General features: G+C 41.2%; 15 protein-coding genes. 9 read left to right on the top strand and 6 right to left on the bottom strand.

What is annotated here, in order from left to right; genetic code table 11:
- Positions 1–105 precede the first annotated feature (105 nt).
- Both BA1_RS01255 and BA1_RS01250 read right to left on the bottom strand, forming a co-directional pair.
- A complete protein-coding gene (locus BA1_RS01255) occupies positions 106–1,293 on the bottom strand; it encodes an MFS transporter (RefSeq protein ID WP_008354862.1) in 1,188 nt (395 codons plus the stop codon).
- A gap of 15 nt (positions 1,294–1,308) precedes the next feature.
- Positions 1,309–1,722: a MarR family winged helix-turn-helix transcriptional regulator gene (locus tag BA1_RS01250; protein WP_008354859.1), complete on the bottom strand. Its 414-nt coding sequence runs from the start codon at positions 1,720–1,722 to the stop codon at positions 1,309–1,311.
- Between the two features lie 347 nt (positions 1,723–2,069).
- On the opposite strand from BA1_RS01250, the gene spoIIID reads away from it, so the two are divergent.
- The 4 genes from spoIIID to BA1_RS01225 all read left to right on the top strand — a co-directional run bounded on the left by spoIIID (position 2,070) and on the right by BA1_RS01225 (position 5,357).
- Positions 2,070–2,348, top strand: a complete 279-nt coding sequence (gene spoIIID, locus BA1_RS01240; protein WP_008343327.1) for a sporulation transcriptional regulator SpoIIID — start codon at positions 2,070–2,072, stop codon at positions 2,346–2,348.
- 184 nt (positions 2,349–2,532) lie between these two features.
- Positions 2,533–3,534 carry a cell shape-determining protein Mbl gene (gene mbl / locus BA1_RS01235; RefSeq protein WP_007497573.1) on the top strand — a complete coding sequence of 334 codons (1,002 nt, stop codon included), beginning with the start codon at positions 2,533–2,535 and terminating at the stop codon, positions 3,532–3,534.
- A 134-nt stretch (positions 3,535–3,668) separates the two neighbouring features.
- The gene (locus BA1_RS01230; RefSeq protein WP_008354857.1) at positions 3,669–4,508 is read left to right on the top strand and encodes a flagellar hook-basal body protein; all 840 of its coding nucleotides are present in this window, start codon (positions 3,669–3,671) and stop codon (positions 4,506–4,508) included.
- 30 nt (positions 4,509–4,538) lie between these two features.
- Complete coding sequence (locus BA1_RS01225) at positions 4,539–5,357, top strand: flagellar hook-basal body protein (protein WP_008354855.1); 819 nt, start codon at positions 4,539–4,541, stop codon at positions 5,355–5,357.
- Positions 5,358–5,371: 14 nt separating this feature from the next.
- Here BA1_RS01225 and BA1_RS01220 read toward each other — a convergent pair whose 3' ends face one another.
- Positions 5,372–6,427 (bottom strand): tetratricopeptide repeat protein, encoded by a 1,056-nt coding sequence (locus BA1_RS01220; RefSeq protein ID WP_008354853.1) that lies wholly within the window; start codon positions 6,425–6,427, stop codon positions 5,372–5,374.
- A gap of 219 nt (positions 6,428–6,646) precedes the next feature.
- On the opposite strand from BA1_RS01220, the gene fabZ reads away from it, so the two are divergent.
- Together fabZ and mscL are read left to right on the top strand one after the other, a co-directional pair.
- Complete coding sequence (gene fabZ, locus BA1_RS01215; RefSeq protein ID WP_008354851.1) at positions 6,647–7,081, top strand: 3-hydroxyacyl-ACP dehydratase FabZ; 435 nt, start codon at positions 6,647–6,649, stop codon at positions 7,079–7,081.
- A 126-nt stretch (positions 7,082–7,207) separates the two neighbouring features.
- On the top strand, positions 7,208–7,603 hold the full coding sequence (mscL, locus tag BA1_RS01210) for a large conductance mechanosensitive channel protein MscL (RefSeq protein WP_008354849.1): 396 nt from the start codon (positions 7,208–7,210) through the stop codon (positions 7,601–7,603).
- 28 nt (positions 7,604–7,631) lie between these two features.
- On the opposite strand, the gene BA1_RS01205 is transcribed toward mscL, so the two are convergent.
- Complete coding sequence (locus BA1_RS01205) at positions 7,632–8,042, bottom strand: YwpF-like family protein (RefSeq protein ID WP_008354847.1); 411 nt, start codon at positions 8,040–8,042, stop codon at positions 7,632–7,634.
- A gap of 117 nt (positions 8,043–8,159) precedes the next feature.
- Here BA1_RS01205 and BA1_RS01200 point away from each other — a divergent pair, with 117 nt between their 5' ends.
- The 3 genes from BA1_RS01200 (at position 8,160) to ytvA (ending at position 10,719) form a co-directional block, all read left to right on the top strand.
- On the top strand, positions 8,160–8,516 hold the full coding sequence (locus tag BA1_RS01200) for a hypothetical protein (protein ID WP_008354845.1): 357 nt from the start codon (positions 8,160–8,162) through the stop codon (positions 8,514–8,516).
- Between the two features lie 402 nt (positions 8,517–8,918).
- The gene (locus BA1_RS01195) at positions 8,919–9,779 is read left to right on the top strand and encodes a Cof-type HAD-IIB family hydrolase (protein ID WP_237739176.1); all 861 of its coding nucleotides are present in this window, start codon (positions 8,919–8,921) and stop codon (positions 9,777–9,779) included.
- 151 nt (positions 9,780–9,930) lie between these two features.
- Positions 9,931–10,719 (top strand): YtvA family blue-light photoreceptor, encoded by a 789-nt coding sequence (gene ytvA, locus BA1_RS01190; RefSeq protein ID WP_008354841.1) that lies wholly within the window; start codon positions 9,931–9,933, stop codon positions 10,717–10,719.
- Between the two features lie 71 nt (positions 10,720–10,790).
- Here ytvA and BA1_RS01185 read toward each other — a convergent pair whose 3' ends face one another.
- Positions 10,791–13,568, bottom strand: coding sequence for a DEAD/DEAH box helicase (locus tag BA1_RS01185; RefSeq protein WP_008354839.1), 2,778 nt, complete (start codon positions 13,566–13,568; stop codon positions 10,791–10,793).
- Positions 13,555–15,162 (bottom strand): SWIM zinc finger family protein, encoded by a 1,608-nt coding sequence (locus BA1_RS01180; RefSeq protein ID WP_008354837.1) that lies wholly within the window; start codon positions 15,160–15,162, stop codon positions 13,555–13,557. Before BA1_RS01180 ends, BA1_RS01185 begins: the two co-directional genes overlap by 14 nt.
- Positions 15,163–15,191: the final 29 nt, after the last annotated feature.

Genomic DNA, 15,191 nt, shown 5'->3' with positions numbered 1-15,191 from the left:
TCACCTATACTTTCGCTTAACGCCACCTATTTTTCAAACGGTCTGTATGTCCATTTGAAACATCCTATATTTTAGCATGTTTTCGGTGAAGTTTAAAACAGTATCCTATTCTGATAGGGAAACCTTTTGTGTTTTTGCTTCTTGCGGTTTTCGTTCGCTCCAATAAAAAACACCCATACTGAGTAAAACGACAATGCCTGCAATGAGATACACATTTGAAAAATCTGTGAAGCTGACAAGGAGACCGAATACAAATGAGCCAGCAGCAATTCCGGTATCATACAGGGTAAAGAAAGTGGCGGTTGCATAGCCTGTACGGTGAGCTGGTGAGTGCTGAATCGCAAGGGTTTGCAGACATGGTACCAAAGAGCCGTAGCCAAGACCAATGACAGCACCTGATAGAAGAAGCATTGTGGCTGAATGTGTAGCGGTCAGCATCCATAAACCAATTGCAAAAAGAGCGATAGATGGATAGATCACAATGTGAGGTCCGACTCGGTCGAACAGTCGCCCTGTAAATGGACGTGAACCGAGCATCGCAGCTGCAAAAACAATAAAGAAGTAACTGCTTGCCCCCATCAGATGAAGGGAGTTGGCATAGACTGAAATAAATGAAATGATCGGCGAGTAACAGAAAGAGATAATGATTCCAACTGCCGCCGTTTTTAAGGCGCCTTTTTCAAACAGATGAGAAAAAGTGAATCGAAAGATGACGCTGCCGCCGTTTGCAGGCTCTGGTTGTCTAATCAACATCGTAAAAGCCGCTCCGATGGTGACAATGATGGAAAAGAGAAGAAATAAAGAATGGAAACCTACTTTTCCTACTTGATTCAGTGCGATAAACGGACCGATAACTACGGCGATGTTCATTGACATCACAAAGTATCCAAGACCCTCCCCGCGTTTATGTTTCGGAATCATATCGGCCGCAATGGCACTGGCTACTGTGGTCAAAATGCTGAAAAAGATCCCTTGTACGAAACGCAGGATCAGAAGCGTTTGGAATTGATCAATCGGAATGTATAAATAAGTGAGTAAGGCAAAGACCGTTGAAGAGAAGATCGCCATGCGTTTTTTGCCGAATTTCTCAATCATGGCACCAGAAAATGGCCTCGTGACAATGGCAGATAATAAAAAGACCGTCACAAGGAGGCCGCCCTGTGATTCTGTTCCATTTAGTTCATCCATTGTGTAAATGGGCAGCAATGTCAAAAGGGCATAAAAAGAGGTGAAGGTAAATAAATTCACCAGGACAATCATGATAAAGTCTTTTGTCCAAATGCGTTCGTTCATGATGTATGTCACTTCCTATTCAGTTGATAATTTGTGTAAAAGTGTATGGAGGAGTTGTTTTTCTTCGCGGGTAAAATCCGAAAGACATTCTTCTTCAAATTGTTCCATCGTCTGTTTGATTTCTTCAAAACGGGCCTTTGCGTCATCTGTCATGACGATGAGATTTTCACGTTTGTCTGTTCCTTGGACACGCTTCACCCAGCCGTTTGCTTCTAGACGCGTAACGGTTCGGGTAATGGTCGGTGCTTCGACGTTCAAATAGGTCCAAATGTCTTTTTGTGTTTTCGGGCCGAATGTATCCAAACAAAAAAGTACAGTCCACTGGGACATGTACAAGTCATAAGCAGCAAGCGCTTCGTTCGCCTTTTTAGACAGCAGCCGGGCGCTTTGATGTATTTGATGTAAACACTCTCTGTTTAACGTATCCATATGCTCACCTTCATTAAATATTTAGCTAGGTAAATAAAATCACCTTTCCTATTTTACGTGTTACACCTTTACTTGTAAAGGGGAAATGTTCGCCACTCGAAATGATTTTTTGTTTTGCATTTTTCTGATAAATCCCTTGTCCCACTTCATTTTTAGCATATTCCCTCTGCAATGCTAATACACTGTTACAAACCTGACAAAGAGAGTGTTTGAGGTGAGGGATCGTGTTTGGCATTTACTACCTAATGGATGAGAAATTAAGACGAACAAGCGCCGCTGAAAATAGATAATATTGATACGGATCTCATTTCACACTTCTCACATCCATTTTAGGGAGGTCGAGTGGTGTGCACGATTACATCAAAGAGCGAACAATCAAGATAGGAAAGTATATCGTGGAGACAAAGAAAACCGTTCGTGTAATTGCGAAAGAATTTGGAGTCTCTAAAAGTACTGTACACAAGGATTTAACAGAAAGACTGCCAGAAATTAATCCAGATCTGGCTAATGAAGTGAAGGAGATACTGGATTATCATAAATCAATCCGCCACTTGCGAGGAGGAGAAGCCACCAAGTTAAAGTATAAAAAAGAAGAAATTTTAGAAGGCGAGCCTGTGAAACAGTAAGCTTAGTTCTTTGTTCATAAACATGATATATATATCTTCCTCTTATCGGTAGTTTCTAACCACAAATTTTGTAAAGACTTTTGTAAAGAAATATCTTTTTTTCTTCAAATTATGATAGAATATATAATTAGGGCAGAATGTGGTATTTGCTATGGAAACAGATTATCAAGGAGGATATATATAGATGTTTGCTAGGGATATTGGAATTGATCTAGGTACTGCCAATGTACTGATTCATGTCAAAGGAAAAGGAATTGTGTTAAATGAACCATCTGTTGTCGCTCTTGACAAAAACAGCGGAAAAGTATTGGCTGTTGGAGAAGAAGCGAGACGTATGGTTGGACGTACGCCTGGGAATATTGTTGCGATTCGTCCATTAAAAGATGGCGTAATTGCTGATTTTGAAGTAACTGAAGCGATGCTCAAGCATTTTATTAACAAATTAAATGTGAAAGGGCTATTCTCTAAGCCGCGTATGCTCATCTGCTGCCCGACAAACATTACATCTGTTGAGCAGAAGGCGATCAAAGAAGCTGCTGAAAAAAGCGGTGGTAAGCATGTATTTCTTGAAGAAGAGCCAAAAGTAGCAGCCATTGGTGCTGGTATGGATATTTTTCAGCCAAGTGGAAACATGGTCGTAGATATTGGAGGCGGAACGACAGATATCGCTGTCATCTCAATGGGTGACATTGTGACCGCCTCTTCTATTAAAATGGCTGGAGACAAATTTGATCTGGAAATTCTAAACTACATTAAAAAAGAGTACAAGCTGTTGATCGGTGAGCGCACGGCTGAGGATATTAAGATCCAAGTTGCAACGGTATTCCCAGACGCACGTCACGAAGAGATTTCAATTCGTGGACGAGACATGGTGACAGGATTACCAAGAACAATTACCGTCACAAGCAAAGAAGTAGAAGAAGCATTGCGTGAATCTGTATCTGCGATTGTTCAGGCTGCGAAACAAGTTCTTGAGAGAACACCGCCTGAATTATCAGCTGATATTATCGATCGCGGCGTCATCATTACAGGTGGCGGAGCTCTTCTAAATGGGCTTGATCAATTGCTTGCAGAAGAGCTGAAAGTACCAGTTTTCGTTGCTGAAAATCCAATGGATTGTGTAGCAGTAGGTACTGGCGTGATGCTTGATAATATGGACAAGCTGCCAAAGCGTAAACTCAGCTAATGATTTCCCTCATTCTTTTTAGAAAGAATGAGGGATTTTTATTAAAGAAGCCTGCAAATATGCCGATATATTTCTTAGAAGATTGTGTACTGATGGTTTTAGGTCATGTGAAAGAATTTGAATGAGGTGAGCATGTGTTAAAAGGATTATACACCGCAACATCTGCCATGATCGCTCAAGAGCGGCGGACAGAAATGCTTTCAAATAATATCGCAAATGCGAATACACCAGGTTATAAAGCGGATGAAGGAGCTATGCGGGCGTTTCCCGAAATGCTGCTGAGCCGAATGGAATCGGGACGTTTCCAAACATCTTCAGGCAAAAGCTTTAGTATCCCGCAGCAAACGGCGATTGGCGGCATTAATACGGGGACATACATGCAGGAATTGATTCCTCAATTTACCCAAGGAACATTAAAAACAACGGATCAAACAACTGATATCGCATTAGTAGAAAATAATGTACCCATCAACCCGGAGACAAATCAAAAGTCAGCGCTTTTTTATGCTGTGAATACACCAGAAGGCGTTCGTTATACGAAAAGCAGTTCCATTACATTGAACGACCAAAATCAGTTGACCATCAATGGCCGTCCCCTTCTCTCAGTTGCGGGCCAGCCGATAACAGTTCAAAGTGAGAATTTTAAAGTGAATGCAGATGGTACTGTGAGTGAAAATGGACAAAATCTCGGACAAATTGATGTACGTGTTGCGATGGATACAAGAAACCTTGCGCGTGAAGGAAATGATTTATACCGTACAGCTGATAACCAGCCTCTGCCAAGTGCAGTCAATAACGGTCAAGTGTCCTATACGTTAAGCCAAGGTGTATCAGAGCTGTCGAACGTTGATGTGACGAAATCGTATACTGAAATGACTACAGCCTATCGAGCATTCGAAACAAACCAAAAAGTGGTTCAGGCGTATGATAAAAGCTTAGAAAAAGCTGTGAATGAAATTGGAAGAGTGTACTAATGAAGAAAAGAAAGAGAAAGGAGGATTCTCATGCTTAGAACGATGATCAATGCAGCAGTGTCGATGAACGAGGTGCAAAAGCAGCTTGATATCATCAGTAATAACATTGCCAACAGTGAAACAACAGGCTATCGCGCAAAAAACACCCGCTTCTCAGAGCTGATCAGGCAGCAGTTTGATCAGGTTGATGAAAAAAATGAGCAGGTGGCAAACAGTCGTTTAACACCTGCCGGGCTAAGGCTTGGAACTGGTACAATGGTCAATGCATCCATTAACTCATTGCAAGGCTCTATTAAAGAAACAGGCCGTGATCTTGATGTTGCATTTGGTGCACCATCGCAGTATTTGCAGGTCAATGCCGGCGGTAATATCCGTTATACAAGAGACGGCTCTCTTTATTTACAGCCAGGTAACAATCGTAATCAGGTCCAGCTTGTGACAAGCGAAGGCTATCCAATTCTTGATGAAAACGGAAATGCGATCGTCTTAAATGCGAATTTCCGCGATATTTCTATCGATAAGAATGGACGGCTTACGGCAGTTTCTCGAGATAATCAACCGAATCAGCAGGTGAATCTGGGAGTTGTACAAGTGAATAATTCTTCAGCGCTCATCTCTGAAGGAGATAATTTGTTCTCAGTAGACGGCAACTATCAAGGCGCATTAACGGCACTGAATGGGGCAAACCGCCAAGCGATTCAGCTTCAGCAAGGTGCGCTTGAAACCTCGAATGTGGACATGTCTAAAGAATTAACAGACCTCATGACAACACAGCGCTCGTATCAGATGAACTCAAGAACCATTACGATGGGCGATCAGATGCTAGGGTTAATCAATACGATTAGATAATGAGCAGGCTGATATCAGCCTCTCATGATAAAGAAGGCGGCTCGCTCAAAGTCGCCCTTTTTTTTATAAAAATCTGAGACATCTGCAAGCAAATCCTCAAGATCAACCCAGGCTTCTTTTCGTTCAAGACATGTGACGAGATTGGCAATTTGCTCATCTGCCTTAGGTGTTTGGCTGTAAAGAAGGAATAAGATTTGGAACTTGATTCTTAATAGATCAAACTGGGAATCAACCGCTTCTTTTAGCCCCTTTTGAATATACCTCATTCCTTCATCGGTTAAATTTTCTTTAAAGCAGGAGCGCACTGTTTCGTAGAGACACGATACGTAGGAGTGTGCCGACTTTCGGTATGCTGGGAGACGAAGCGCTTTTTTAAAGTATTCAAGTGCTTCTTTATGACGGTTTTGTCTCGATTGAATAAAACCAGCGTCATAATAAACAATGCCGAGCAGTTCCTGATCGTCAATCATTTTCACGTATTCGATAATCTCATTAAAAATAGCTTCAGCTTCCTCATATTTTTTTTGGTCGCTAAAGTTAAGTGCGAGCACAATCTTGCACCGATAAATGCTATGGACATCTCCGTGCTTTGCAAAGATATCCATGGCTGTTTGAACATGACGAATGGATAACAACGAATAGCGGTTGTTGTAATAAACACCACTTGTACGAAAATGAAACTCTGCTTCTTCCAGCTCATCGTTTAGTAATGGCAGTTTTTCCTCTGCCTTTTCAAGATAGTGAATGGCATCATGTTGATCACTTTTTAAAGATTCGTATAGTCCGAGAAAGAAGTAGAAGTAATATTGCAGTTCTTCGTTCATTTGATCCTTGTGCTGCATCAGTTCATGTTTGAGTTTTTCTAAGTCCTCATTCTGATTCATCCAGAGCTGATGGCGAAAAAGCATAAGCTGATAATGTAAATAGAGCTCCTGTTTTTTCGATAATCTGCGTTTATATTTGAGTAAGGTCGTTTTCATCTCTTCAGCCTTCGAAAAATGTCGATGCTTCAGCATTGTATACCACGAATGGAGAAGTTTTTTAATGGATTTATCGCTCATAAAATTCATTTTTACCCTCTTATTCAATCAATGATGTAATATATATTACCATATTTGTGAAAAAACGATGAGTGTAGTGTGGATTATATTTCATGACAATTGGTAATGGTAGATGTTACTTTTTACCATATTTGTTGACTGGACATTGAAAAATGACCGCATTCATAATATACTTCTAGAGGAATCAAATGAAGATCAGCGATATAGAAAAGAAGGAGAGATCAAGACATGCTTGATGCTCAGCAAATTCAAGAAATGATACCACATCGTTATCCATTCTTATTGGTCGACCGTATTTTAGAGGTTGATGGTGAGAAAAGAGCGGTCGGAATTAAAAATGTGACAGTGAATGAAGAATTTTTTAACGGCCATTTCCCAGGATACCCAGTCATGCCGGGTGTGCTGATTGTAGAAGCCCTTGCACAGGTTTTTGGGGTGATTATGTTAGGCAAAGAAGAAAACAAAGGGAAAATTGGTCTATTTGCAGGGATTGACAGCTGCCGATTCAAAAGACAGGTCAAGCCTGGCGATCAGCTTCGTTTAGAGGTTGAAGTGACGCGTCTTCGCGGTCCAGTTGCCAAAGGAAAAGCGGTAGCAACGGTGGATGGCGAAGTGGCATGTGAAGCAGAACTTACATTTTCTATCGGTCCTAAAGTATCGTGATTGATCCAGCGGTTCATCTTGCATGAACCGCTTTTTTTAATGGGGAAGTTCAGTCGAAACGGATAAGGACTTGCATTTTTGACAAAAAAACGTCATATTAGACAAAAAAAGATGAAGGTGATAAGGATGCTGAAAGAGTTTAGAGAGTTTGCAGTCAAGGGGAATGTCATTGACCTCGCTGTCGGTGTCATCATTGGGGGAGCATTTGGCAAAATTGTCACTTCTCTTGTGAATGATTTGATCATGCCGCTTGTCGGGATTATAATTGGTGGACATGATTTTAGCGGGTTGTCCATTAAAATCGGCTCTGCGCAAATTTTGTATGGAAACTTCATTCAAACAGTGGTCGATTTCTTAATTATCTCGTTTTCCATTTTTATCTTTATTCGTTATTTAAATAAATTAAAACGAGAAAAGGTAGAGGAAGAAGAAGTTGTGGAAACACCAGATCAAACGGAAGTGCTGCTAACGGAAATTAGAGATCTATTGAAAAATCAAAGCCAATCGAAAGATGTGCAATAGAAAAAGAGCGGCTGAACCCGCTCTTTTTTTATGTGTTTTGTTTAAAAGCATCCAGCAGTTTTTCTCCTGAAAGGCCCTCTTTGACGAGGTCCTTTAATACTTCTTCGGTTTCTGTTCTGTAACGATTTGTGATCATTTTACCATCGAGTAGCACAGAAATATTTTCTTCTAAGGCAACGATGTTTTTGACTTGGACAGATAGATGAACCGGGCGATTGTTTTCTTTTGTGATCGTCACGAGAATCTTCACTTCTGTATGCTGCTGAAAGAGTACCTCAAACACCTGTCTATGTTTCTTTGGAAGGAGTGCCTCGATCATCCAGTGATTTTCGCCGTCTTCTTTATTAATGATTAAGCCGTCTCGAAGGGGAATACTGGACATTTTATCTTGTTTTGGATCAAGTTCGATTTTTAAATCAATCAGCCTAAAGGTTTTCATATTTATCACCTCACAAGCGTTCATTATTCGTATGTATCATTATAGCATACAACATCTGTATAAATGAAACCGCTGCCTACTCAGAACAGGCAGTACATTAGTGAAAGGAGATGTTTTATGACGTCCTATCAACTGCGAAAAATACATATTGGTAAGGAAAAGGAACGCGATATGAGAGTGTATTCATGGGGAGACATTCTCTCATTTTGTGATGTGTATATGGAGGAAGGCGAGTCTCTCACTTTTCAATACGTCACCGCCGATCAAATGGACTGCTTTGAATTCCAATTGTCGATTCATGACGGGAGGCTTTGTTTTTATTGGTTTGCGTGGGACGGATCTGATTATATTCACATGCCTGCTAGTAATTGGATTCATTCAGATGTTTTTTATCAATTTATGAAAAATAAGTATTTCGTCAAACAAAACAAGATGATGTTTTATACACAAGCGGTAAAAAACAAAAATGAGTGAGGAAATAGAGAATTTGAAGGGCTATTTTGCCATTTTCGTGTTTTGTCTGCTGCGCTTATTCTTAGTAGACTAGGGCTAGTTGAAAGGAAAGGAGGTCAGTTTTGAATCAAAAGGCAAAGGTCTAGCATCTGACAGCCCCCCTCTAGCTAAAGCTGATAGACACTGCCTTGTGCACATTTACACTGCGTAATAGAAACCGATGCTTTTTTGTAAAGGTCATGTGTCCCCTATGTCTCCCCTTATACGTACCCGGTTATGTGTTCATGACCGGGTACCCTTTTATTGACTGATAAGCCGATCATCTCTTGCAAATAGTGGATACTCATTTCATAATGATGATGGATGTAACAAACGGAATGTCAGTTGAAAATGAAGTCAAAAAAGGAGAGACCGATGACAAACATTCAATTAATCGCAACCGATTTAGATGGAACCTTATTGAACAGTGAACACAAAGTCAGTCAGGAAAACGAGCAGGCATTAAAGGAAGCAGCCGCGAGCGGAATTGAGGTTGTCGTTTCAACAGGAAGAGCGTATTTTGATGTGAAATCTATTTTTGACCAGCTAGGTATGAATACGTGGGTGATTAGTGCAAATGGAGCTGTCATTCATGATCCAGATGGGCAGGTGTACCATTCGGCTGCTTTAACCGAAGAAAAAGCAAAACACATCTTATCATGGCTTGAAGAGCGTGATTACTACTATGAAGTGTTCACGAATGAGGCCATTTTCACACCGAACCGTGGCAGAGAGCTTCTTGCCATCGAAATGGACCGCTTAAAGAGTGCAAATCCAGAAACGGATATGAATGTCCTGAAGCAAGCGGCTGAAGTGCAATACAGCCAGTCGGGCTTTGCCTATATTGATACATATAAAGAGTTATTTCGTGAGGATCAAAAGCTGTCATTTTACAACATCTTAGGCTTTTCGTTCTTCCAAGACAGATTGAAAGCCGGGTGGGATACGTTTGGACATGATTCAGAATTAACATTGGTCAGTTCGGCTGATCATAACTTTGAAATTGGTTCAAAGGATGCGTCAAAAGGGCAGGCATTGACAAGGCTGGCGGAAAAGCTCTGTATTCCTCTAAGCCAAACAGCGGCTGTAGGAGACAGTTTAAATGACGAATCCATGATTCGGGTAGCTGGTATTGGTGTTGCAATGGGGAATGCGAGACAGGATATAAAAGAACTAGCCGACCATGTCACGTTAACAAATGATGAACATGGTGTGGCGCATATGATTCAACATCTGCTGAAATAGACAAATTGGGTGTTTTGAATAATTCTAATAGGATGAAGCGCATTCTACAAAAGAGAAATCAGAACTACTTCTATTTACACCTGGTGTGGAACATCATATAATTTCATTATGAGTATAACCCGCTTGTAAGGAAATGAAGGAGAGTACACGAATGGCGCTGGAATCTTATAAGTCCGAAAATCTGCATTTAATCAAGGAAGCCTTAGACTATACTCAGGTTGGCCTGACGGTAACGGACCCGTCTTTACCTGATAATCCTTTAATATATGTGAACAAGGGCTTTTTAGATATGACAGGCTATCAAGAAACCGAAGTATTAGGGAAGAATTGCCGTTTCCTTCAAGGGGATGAAACTGAGCAAATCGTGTTAAAACAAATGAGGGCAGCCATTGAAAACAAAGAGGCTGTCACTGTTCAGCTGAAAAATTATAAAAAATCTGGACAAATGTTTTGGAACGAGTTAAGTGTGGCTCCTCTTTGGATAGACGAAAATGAAGGGAAACGTCTTTATTTCGTTGGCCTGCAAAAGGATGTCACGAAGGAGAAGGAACAGCAGGAGCTTCTTGAGCAATCAATTGATGAAGTGTTGAATATTTCTGTACCGATTGTTCCGGTGAAGGATGGTATCTCTGTGTTACCGATCATTGGTACGTTAACAGCGCCAAGATTTAATAAAATCATTTCAACGGTCTCCACCTATATCTCTCAATCCAAGGACGATTATTTTATTGTGGATCTGTCCGGTTTATTAGAGGTCGATTCATTTGTGGCGGATGCCATCTTTAAGTTGAACGATTTGATTTTAATGACTGGCACTGAACTGATTGTGACAGGAATTAAACCAAATCTTGCGATGAAAATGGGAGAAATGAGAGAAGACTTCCGTGATTTGAATACGTATATGAATGTAAAATCTGCTTTGAAAAATCTGCAAATTTAACATTTTTTCATATGAAAATGAAAAAAGAGGACTTTTCATCGAGCTTGAGAAAAGTCCTCTTTTTGCTGTGTTTAAGATGATTGAGCGGCCGCACTTAATGTAAATAAATCTTCTAGTTCGTTCGTCGATAGCTCTGTAATCCAGCTTTCACTTTGGATAATTTGATCATTTAGTGTTTGTTTTGTTTCGAGCATTTGATCAATTTTTTCCTCAATTGTGCCGGTTGTGATCATTTTATGGACGTGCACAAATCGTTTTTGTCCGATACGATACGCACGGTCTGTCGCCTGGTTTTCCACGGCAGGATTCCACCATCTATCATAATGAATGACATGATTGGCGGCGGTTAAGTTCAGTCCTGTTCCTCCTGCTTTTAGAGAAAGAATTAAGATGTTGAACTCTTTTTTCTGGAAGCGTTCCACCATTTTGTCCCGCTCAAGTTTTGATAAACTGCCATTTAAAAATTGAACGGGTTCTCCAAACATCTTTTCCGCAAGTTGTTTGATCATGTTGCCCATTTCAATATATTGCGTAAAGATGAGGCAACTTTCTCCTTGATCATGTATGGCTTTTAACAGCTCTGCTAATTTATCCATTTTTAATGAACGTTTCAACAGCTTCACATCTGTCCCGCTTTCTTTTAAATAGAGGGCAGGGTGATCACAAATCTGTTTGAGTCTGCCGAGCATACTTAAGATGATGGCCTTCCGCTGCATCCCTGTTAATGAAGCCATGTGTTCGAATGTATCCTTGACGAGCTGTTCGTATAAAGATGCCTGTTCAGCCGATAACGGGATGAATTCTTTTTCTTCTAGTTTCTCAGGCAGGTTCAGGGCGACCTCTTCGTCTTGTTTTGTTCGTCTTAATAAGAAAGGTTTGATCAGCTGCTGCAGCTGTTCAATTCTTTTTTGTTCACGATCTTTTTCAATTGGAAGGACGAATTTTTTATGAAAGCTGGTCAGGCTGCCGAGATACCCTTTGTTGACGAAGTCGAAAATGGACCACAGCTCTGTCAAGCGGTTCTCCATCGGTGTCCCGCTGAGGGCAATGTGATGCTGCCCTTTTAATTGCCTGATCGCTCTCGATTGTTTCGTATGGGCATTCTTAATGTTCTGGGCTTCGTCTAAGCAAATGGTATTCCACTTGGCTGATGTTAATTCATCACGATCAGAGTGAGAGAGTCCGTAAGATGTCAGGACAATATCTGTTGACTCATATGCTTTGGTGAAGTTTTCGCCTTGTGGACGTGATGGTCCGTAGTGCAGAGCGACATTCAAGTGTGGTGCAAATGTTTCCAGCTCTCTTTGCCAGTTACCTAAAACAGAGGTTGGCGCAATGATGAGAGAAGGAGCGGCGTCTTGCTCCTGCTCCTTCAAATAGGTGAAATAAGCGATCATTTGAATCGTCTTACCAAGTCCCATATCATCTGCTAAACAAGCGCCGAATCCATGAGATCTTAAAAATAAAAGCCAATTGACACCGTGCTGCTGATATGGGCGCAGTGTACCTTTAAAGGATTCACTCATTTTGTAGGAAGGCAGCTCTTTTGTATCATTTAGCTGATGGACAAGGCCTCTTAATTGAGAAGAAAGTTCAAATTGAATATGAGCAAATGCCGAGCTGTCCAATAGTTCTGGAACCGCTTCAGAGGAGGCCTCTTGATCTGCTAGTTCACGAGATAAAATATCAGACATGTGAAGCCCTTCGTTTTCGGCGCGCGCCATCCATTTTTTCATTTGCTGGATGAAGGTCGGGTCGATTTTGATCCATTGTCCACGAATGTTGACAAGGCGGCGTTTACTTTGAACAAGCTCATTGAACTCATCTTCTGTCAGCTCAATGCCATTTGTGGCAAAGCGCCAATTAAAGTCCATTAAGGCATCCATTCCAACATGCGATTCGCCTCGCGGTGTTGAGGAAACCTTTGCTTTTAGCATCATGGTGCTTTCTTTGACGATTTGCCACCACGATGGAAGCAGAATCTCGATGCCCATATTCACAAGTGTTTCACTTGCTTCAGATAGGAAAAGCCAGGCTTCTTCTTCTGACATGAGCGTTGTACCAGATGTGAAAGAGAGCCAGGGAACAATTTGACTGAATCGCTCCAGTTCTCTTGCGATTTTTTCTTGATATGGACGCCAAGATTTTTTTAATGAACGGTTGCCTTCAAAGAAGTGAAGACTGCTGTTTTTCTTATCGCGCAAAAACAATTCGATTTTCCAATCATCCCCGTCGAATTCCGGCTCATTTAAGCGCAAGCCGACAGTGAAAGGCGTCTCATCTTCAATCCAGCCAATCGTCTCCAAGAAATCCTGCTCATCTAAAAAATGTCCTTGGAAGGATGAAAGGGCAGGCGATTGTGCAGTCATTCGGTTCCATTTGTGCTGCAGGGCATCATCATATTGAATATAATCCTGTACGGCAGCGGAAAACCAATCAGCCGTATAGCCCTCTAATAAGCCTTCTTTGTCTTTAAACCGGAGCACGCCCTCTGTCCATGCCTCGTAATCTGGAACGAAATCTTCATCCTCGATGAATTCGTAAATGGTAGAGGCTGTTTTCATAAGCGGCTCTGTTTCATCCGTTAATGTCACATGGCTGAAGGTATTAAATGAATTTTTTCCTAGCAATTCCACGGTCATCCAAGGGCTTAATAGGAAGGCAGGTGTGCCAATAAAGCTCACATCTTCTAAGAATGTTCCATAAAAAGAAGATTCGTGCCATTGAAAAAGCTGCCTCTTCATTTCATTAAGCGGAACAGGGTGTCCGTCCTCTGCTTGCGCTGAAATGGTGAAAGAGAAATCTTCTGTTTGTTCTGCATGAATGACAATTTGTTTATGGCGTGTCATCAATCAATTTTCCTTTCTTCATTTCCTCTTGGAACGCACGCAGCCGTTTCGTTGAATCTTGCAGCTGCTTTACATATCTTTCCCAAATCACGGTTTTTTTCGTTTTATGATAAAGCGTACGCAGTTTTTTGAGCATTTTCACAGACTCTCGATAGGCACTTCGATTCTTTTGATCGAGGAGCAGTGAGATTTCACGATGGTACGAAGGAATGAGCGCTTCAGGTTCTTCTTTTGCAATCTGTTTGATCAGTTCTTTCTCCAATTCGCTGATGGAGAAACCAACGAGGCTGTGTATTTCAATCCATTCTGCGTAGCGCTGCTGTGCATATAAAAGCTGGCTATATTCAGTAAATGCATAAGGCATACAGACTTGGAGGTAGCGTTCATACAAGTGATGATCTTTCGTCTGCTTAAAGTATGCATCTAAATAAAAGAAGAAATCACTGACGGCTCCTCGCAGTTCTCTGTAGGAAAGGTCCAGCTGGCAATATTCTTCTAATATATATGTGATCTCGTGATACCAGTGATTAAGCCGCTTCCAATCTTTGCGGTTTGTGAGATCCTTTAGCCAATTGAGCACATTTGGCAGCATATCTGCATTGAGCAGCTGTAATTGCTGAAAGAGTCGTTCGTCTTCTTTTAGCAAATAATCCATATGCATCAGCCCGATGGTGCGCTCAACTGTTTGTTCTTGCTGCTGTGCTTTTTTGAGTAATGTGGTTTCATTTTTGACCCATTTCCCTCTATTTAATATAGTTCCCCAAATCTCCATAAAGACCACGACTCGTTCATGCTGGAAAGGTCCGTCTATTTGAAGAAGTGTCCGAACGGCAGTTGGTGTGTTTTCAAGAAACGGATCGAGGGAAAAGGAAAGTGCATATGTCTTTAAATGATCCACTGAATCAAAAATGGTGTTCATGAGCTGTTCTACATAAGGATTCATGGAATAAAAGTCCTTTTCGGCATCAAGCCGGCCGAGGTCGATGAGCTCATGAAGCCTTAGCCACACATCGATAGACATATGAATCGCATACAAACTCTTGAATTCAGGTGAAGTGGGTGCGTGTTTTTTCAGAACCGATAAATAGCCGTAATACAAATGCTGTGGTGTTTGCTGATGCTTCGGTGTTCGTTTAAGCCAGAGGTTAAATTCCTCTTGGAAAAAAGTCAGCCAGCTTTGGAGTGATTGTTCGTTTGGGCGCTTCACTTGGAAGTGCTGGCGAAGCAGTTCTTTGCTGCGCTGTAACTCATCCTTTTCTGACCAATTCTCTGTAAAGCCGGTCACACTCTCTACTTGAGCGTACAGCGAAAAGAAGACAGCGAGGATGTGTTTACAAAATCCATCAGCTGGACAAGTGCATCTACTGATGATTGGTAATAATAGTTGCAGATTCACCTTTGCTACCACGACATCATGGACATAAGCTGACCATTCGGTATCAGACTCTTGCTTGAGACGATATACGCTGTCCTGTCTATAAGTAATCAATGCTTTTTTGATGAGTTGTTTGTTTTCATCTGTTGCAGGAAGAAGTTCTTTGATCTGTTCGGCTGTTTGTTTGATTTCTTCCTCGTTGATGTTGTGCTGAAGCATTTGATCCGCTCCTAACCAAGTAAAAGATT

This window comes from Bacillus xiamenensis, from assembly GCF_000300535.1.
GTDB lineage: Bacteria > Bacillota > Bacilli > Bacillales > Bacillaceae > Bacillus > Bacillus xiamenensis.
This window is presented reverse-complemented; position numbering and strand designations above follow the sequence as displayed.

Excerpts from the sequence above, each read along its gene's own strand:
- BA1_RS01255 (WP_008354862.1), bottom strand. The coding sequence starts at position 1,293 with ATGAACGAACGCATTTGGACAAAAGACTTTATCATGATTGTCCTGGTG.
- BA1_RS01250 (WP_008354859.1), bottom strand. The coding sequence starts at position 1,722 with ATGGATACGTTAAACAGAGAGTGTTTACATCAAATACATCAAAGCGCC.
- mbl (WP_007497573.1), top strand. The coding sequence starts at position 2,533 with ATGTTTGCTAGGGATATTGGAATTGATCTAGGTACTGCCAATGTACTG.
- BA1_RS01225 (WP_008354855.1), top strand. The coding sequence starts at position 4,539 with ATGCTTAGAACGATGATCAATGCAGCAGTGTCGATGAACGAGGTGCAA.
- BA1_RS01220 (WP_008354853.1), bottom strand. The coding sequence starts at position 6,427 with ATGAATTTTATGAGCGATAAATCCATTAAAAAACTTCTCCATTCGTGG.
- fabZ (WP_008354851.1), top strand. The coding sequence starts at position 6,647 with ATGCTTGATGCTCAGCAAATTCAAGAAATGATACCACATCGTTATCCA.
- mscL (WP_008354849.1), top strand. The coding sequence starts at position 7,208 with ATGCTGAAAGAGTTTAGAGAGTTTGCAGTCAAGGGGAATGTCATTGAC.
- BA1_RS01205 (WP_008354847.1), bottom strand. The coding sequence starts at position 8,042 with ATGAAAACCTTTAGGCTGATTGATTTAAAAATCGAACTTGATCCAAAA.
- BA1_RS01200 (WP_008354845.1), top strand. The coding sequence starts at position 8,160 with ATGACGTCCTATCAACTGCGAAAAATACATATTGGTAAGGAAAAGGAA.
- ytvA (WP_008354841.1), top strand. The coding sequence starts at position 9,931 with ATGGCGCTGGAATCTTATAAGTCCGAAAATCTGCATTTAATCAAGGAA.
- BA1_RS01185 (WP_008354839.1), bottom strand. The coding sequence starts at position 13,568 with ATGACACGCCATAAACAAATTGTCATTCATGCAGAACAAACAGAAGAT.
- BA1_RS01180 (WP_008354837.1), bottom strand. The coding sequence starts at position 15,162 with ATGCTTCAGCACAACATCAACGAGGAAGAAATCAAACAAACAGCCGAA.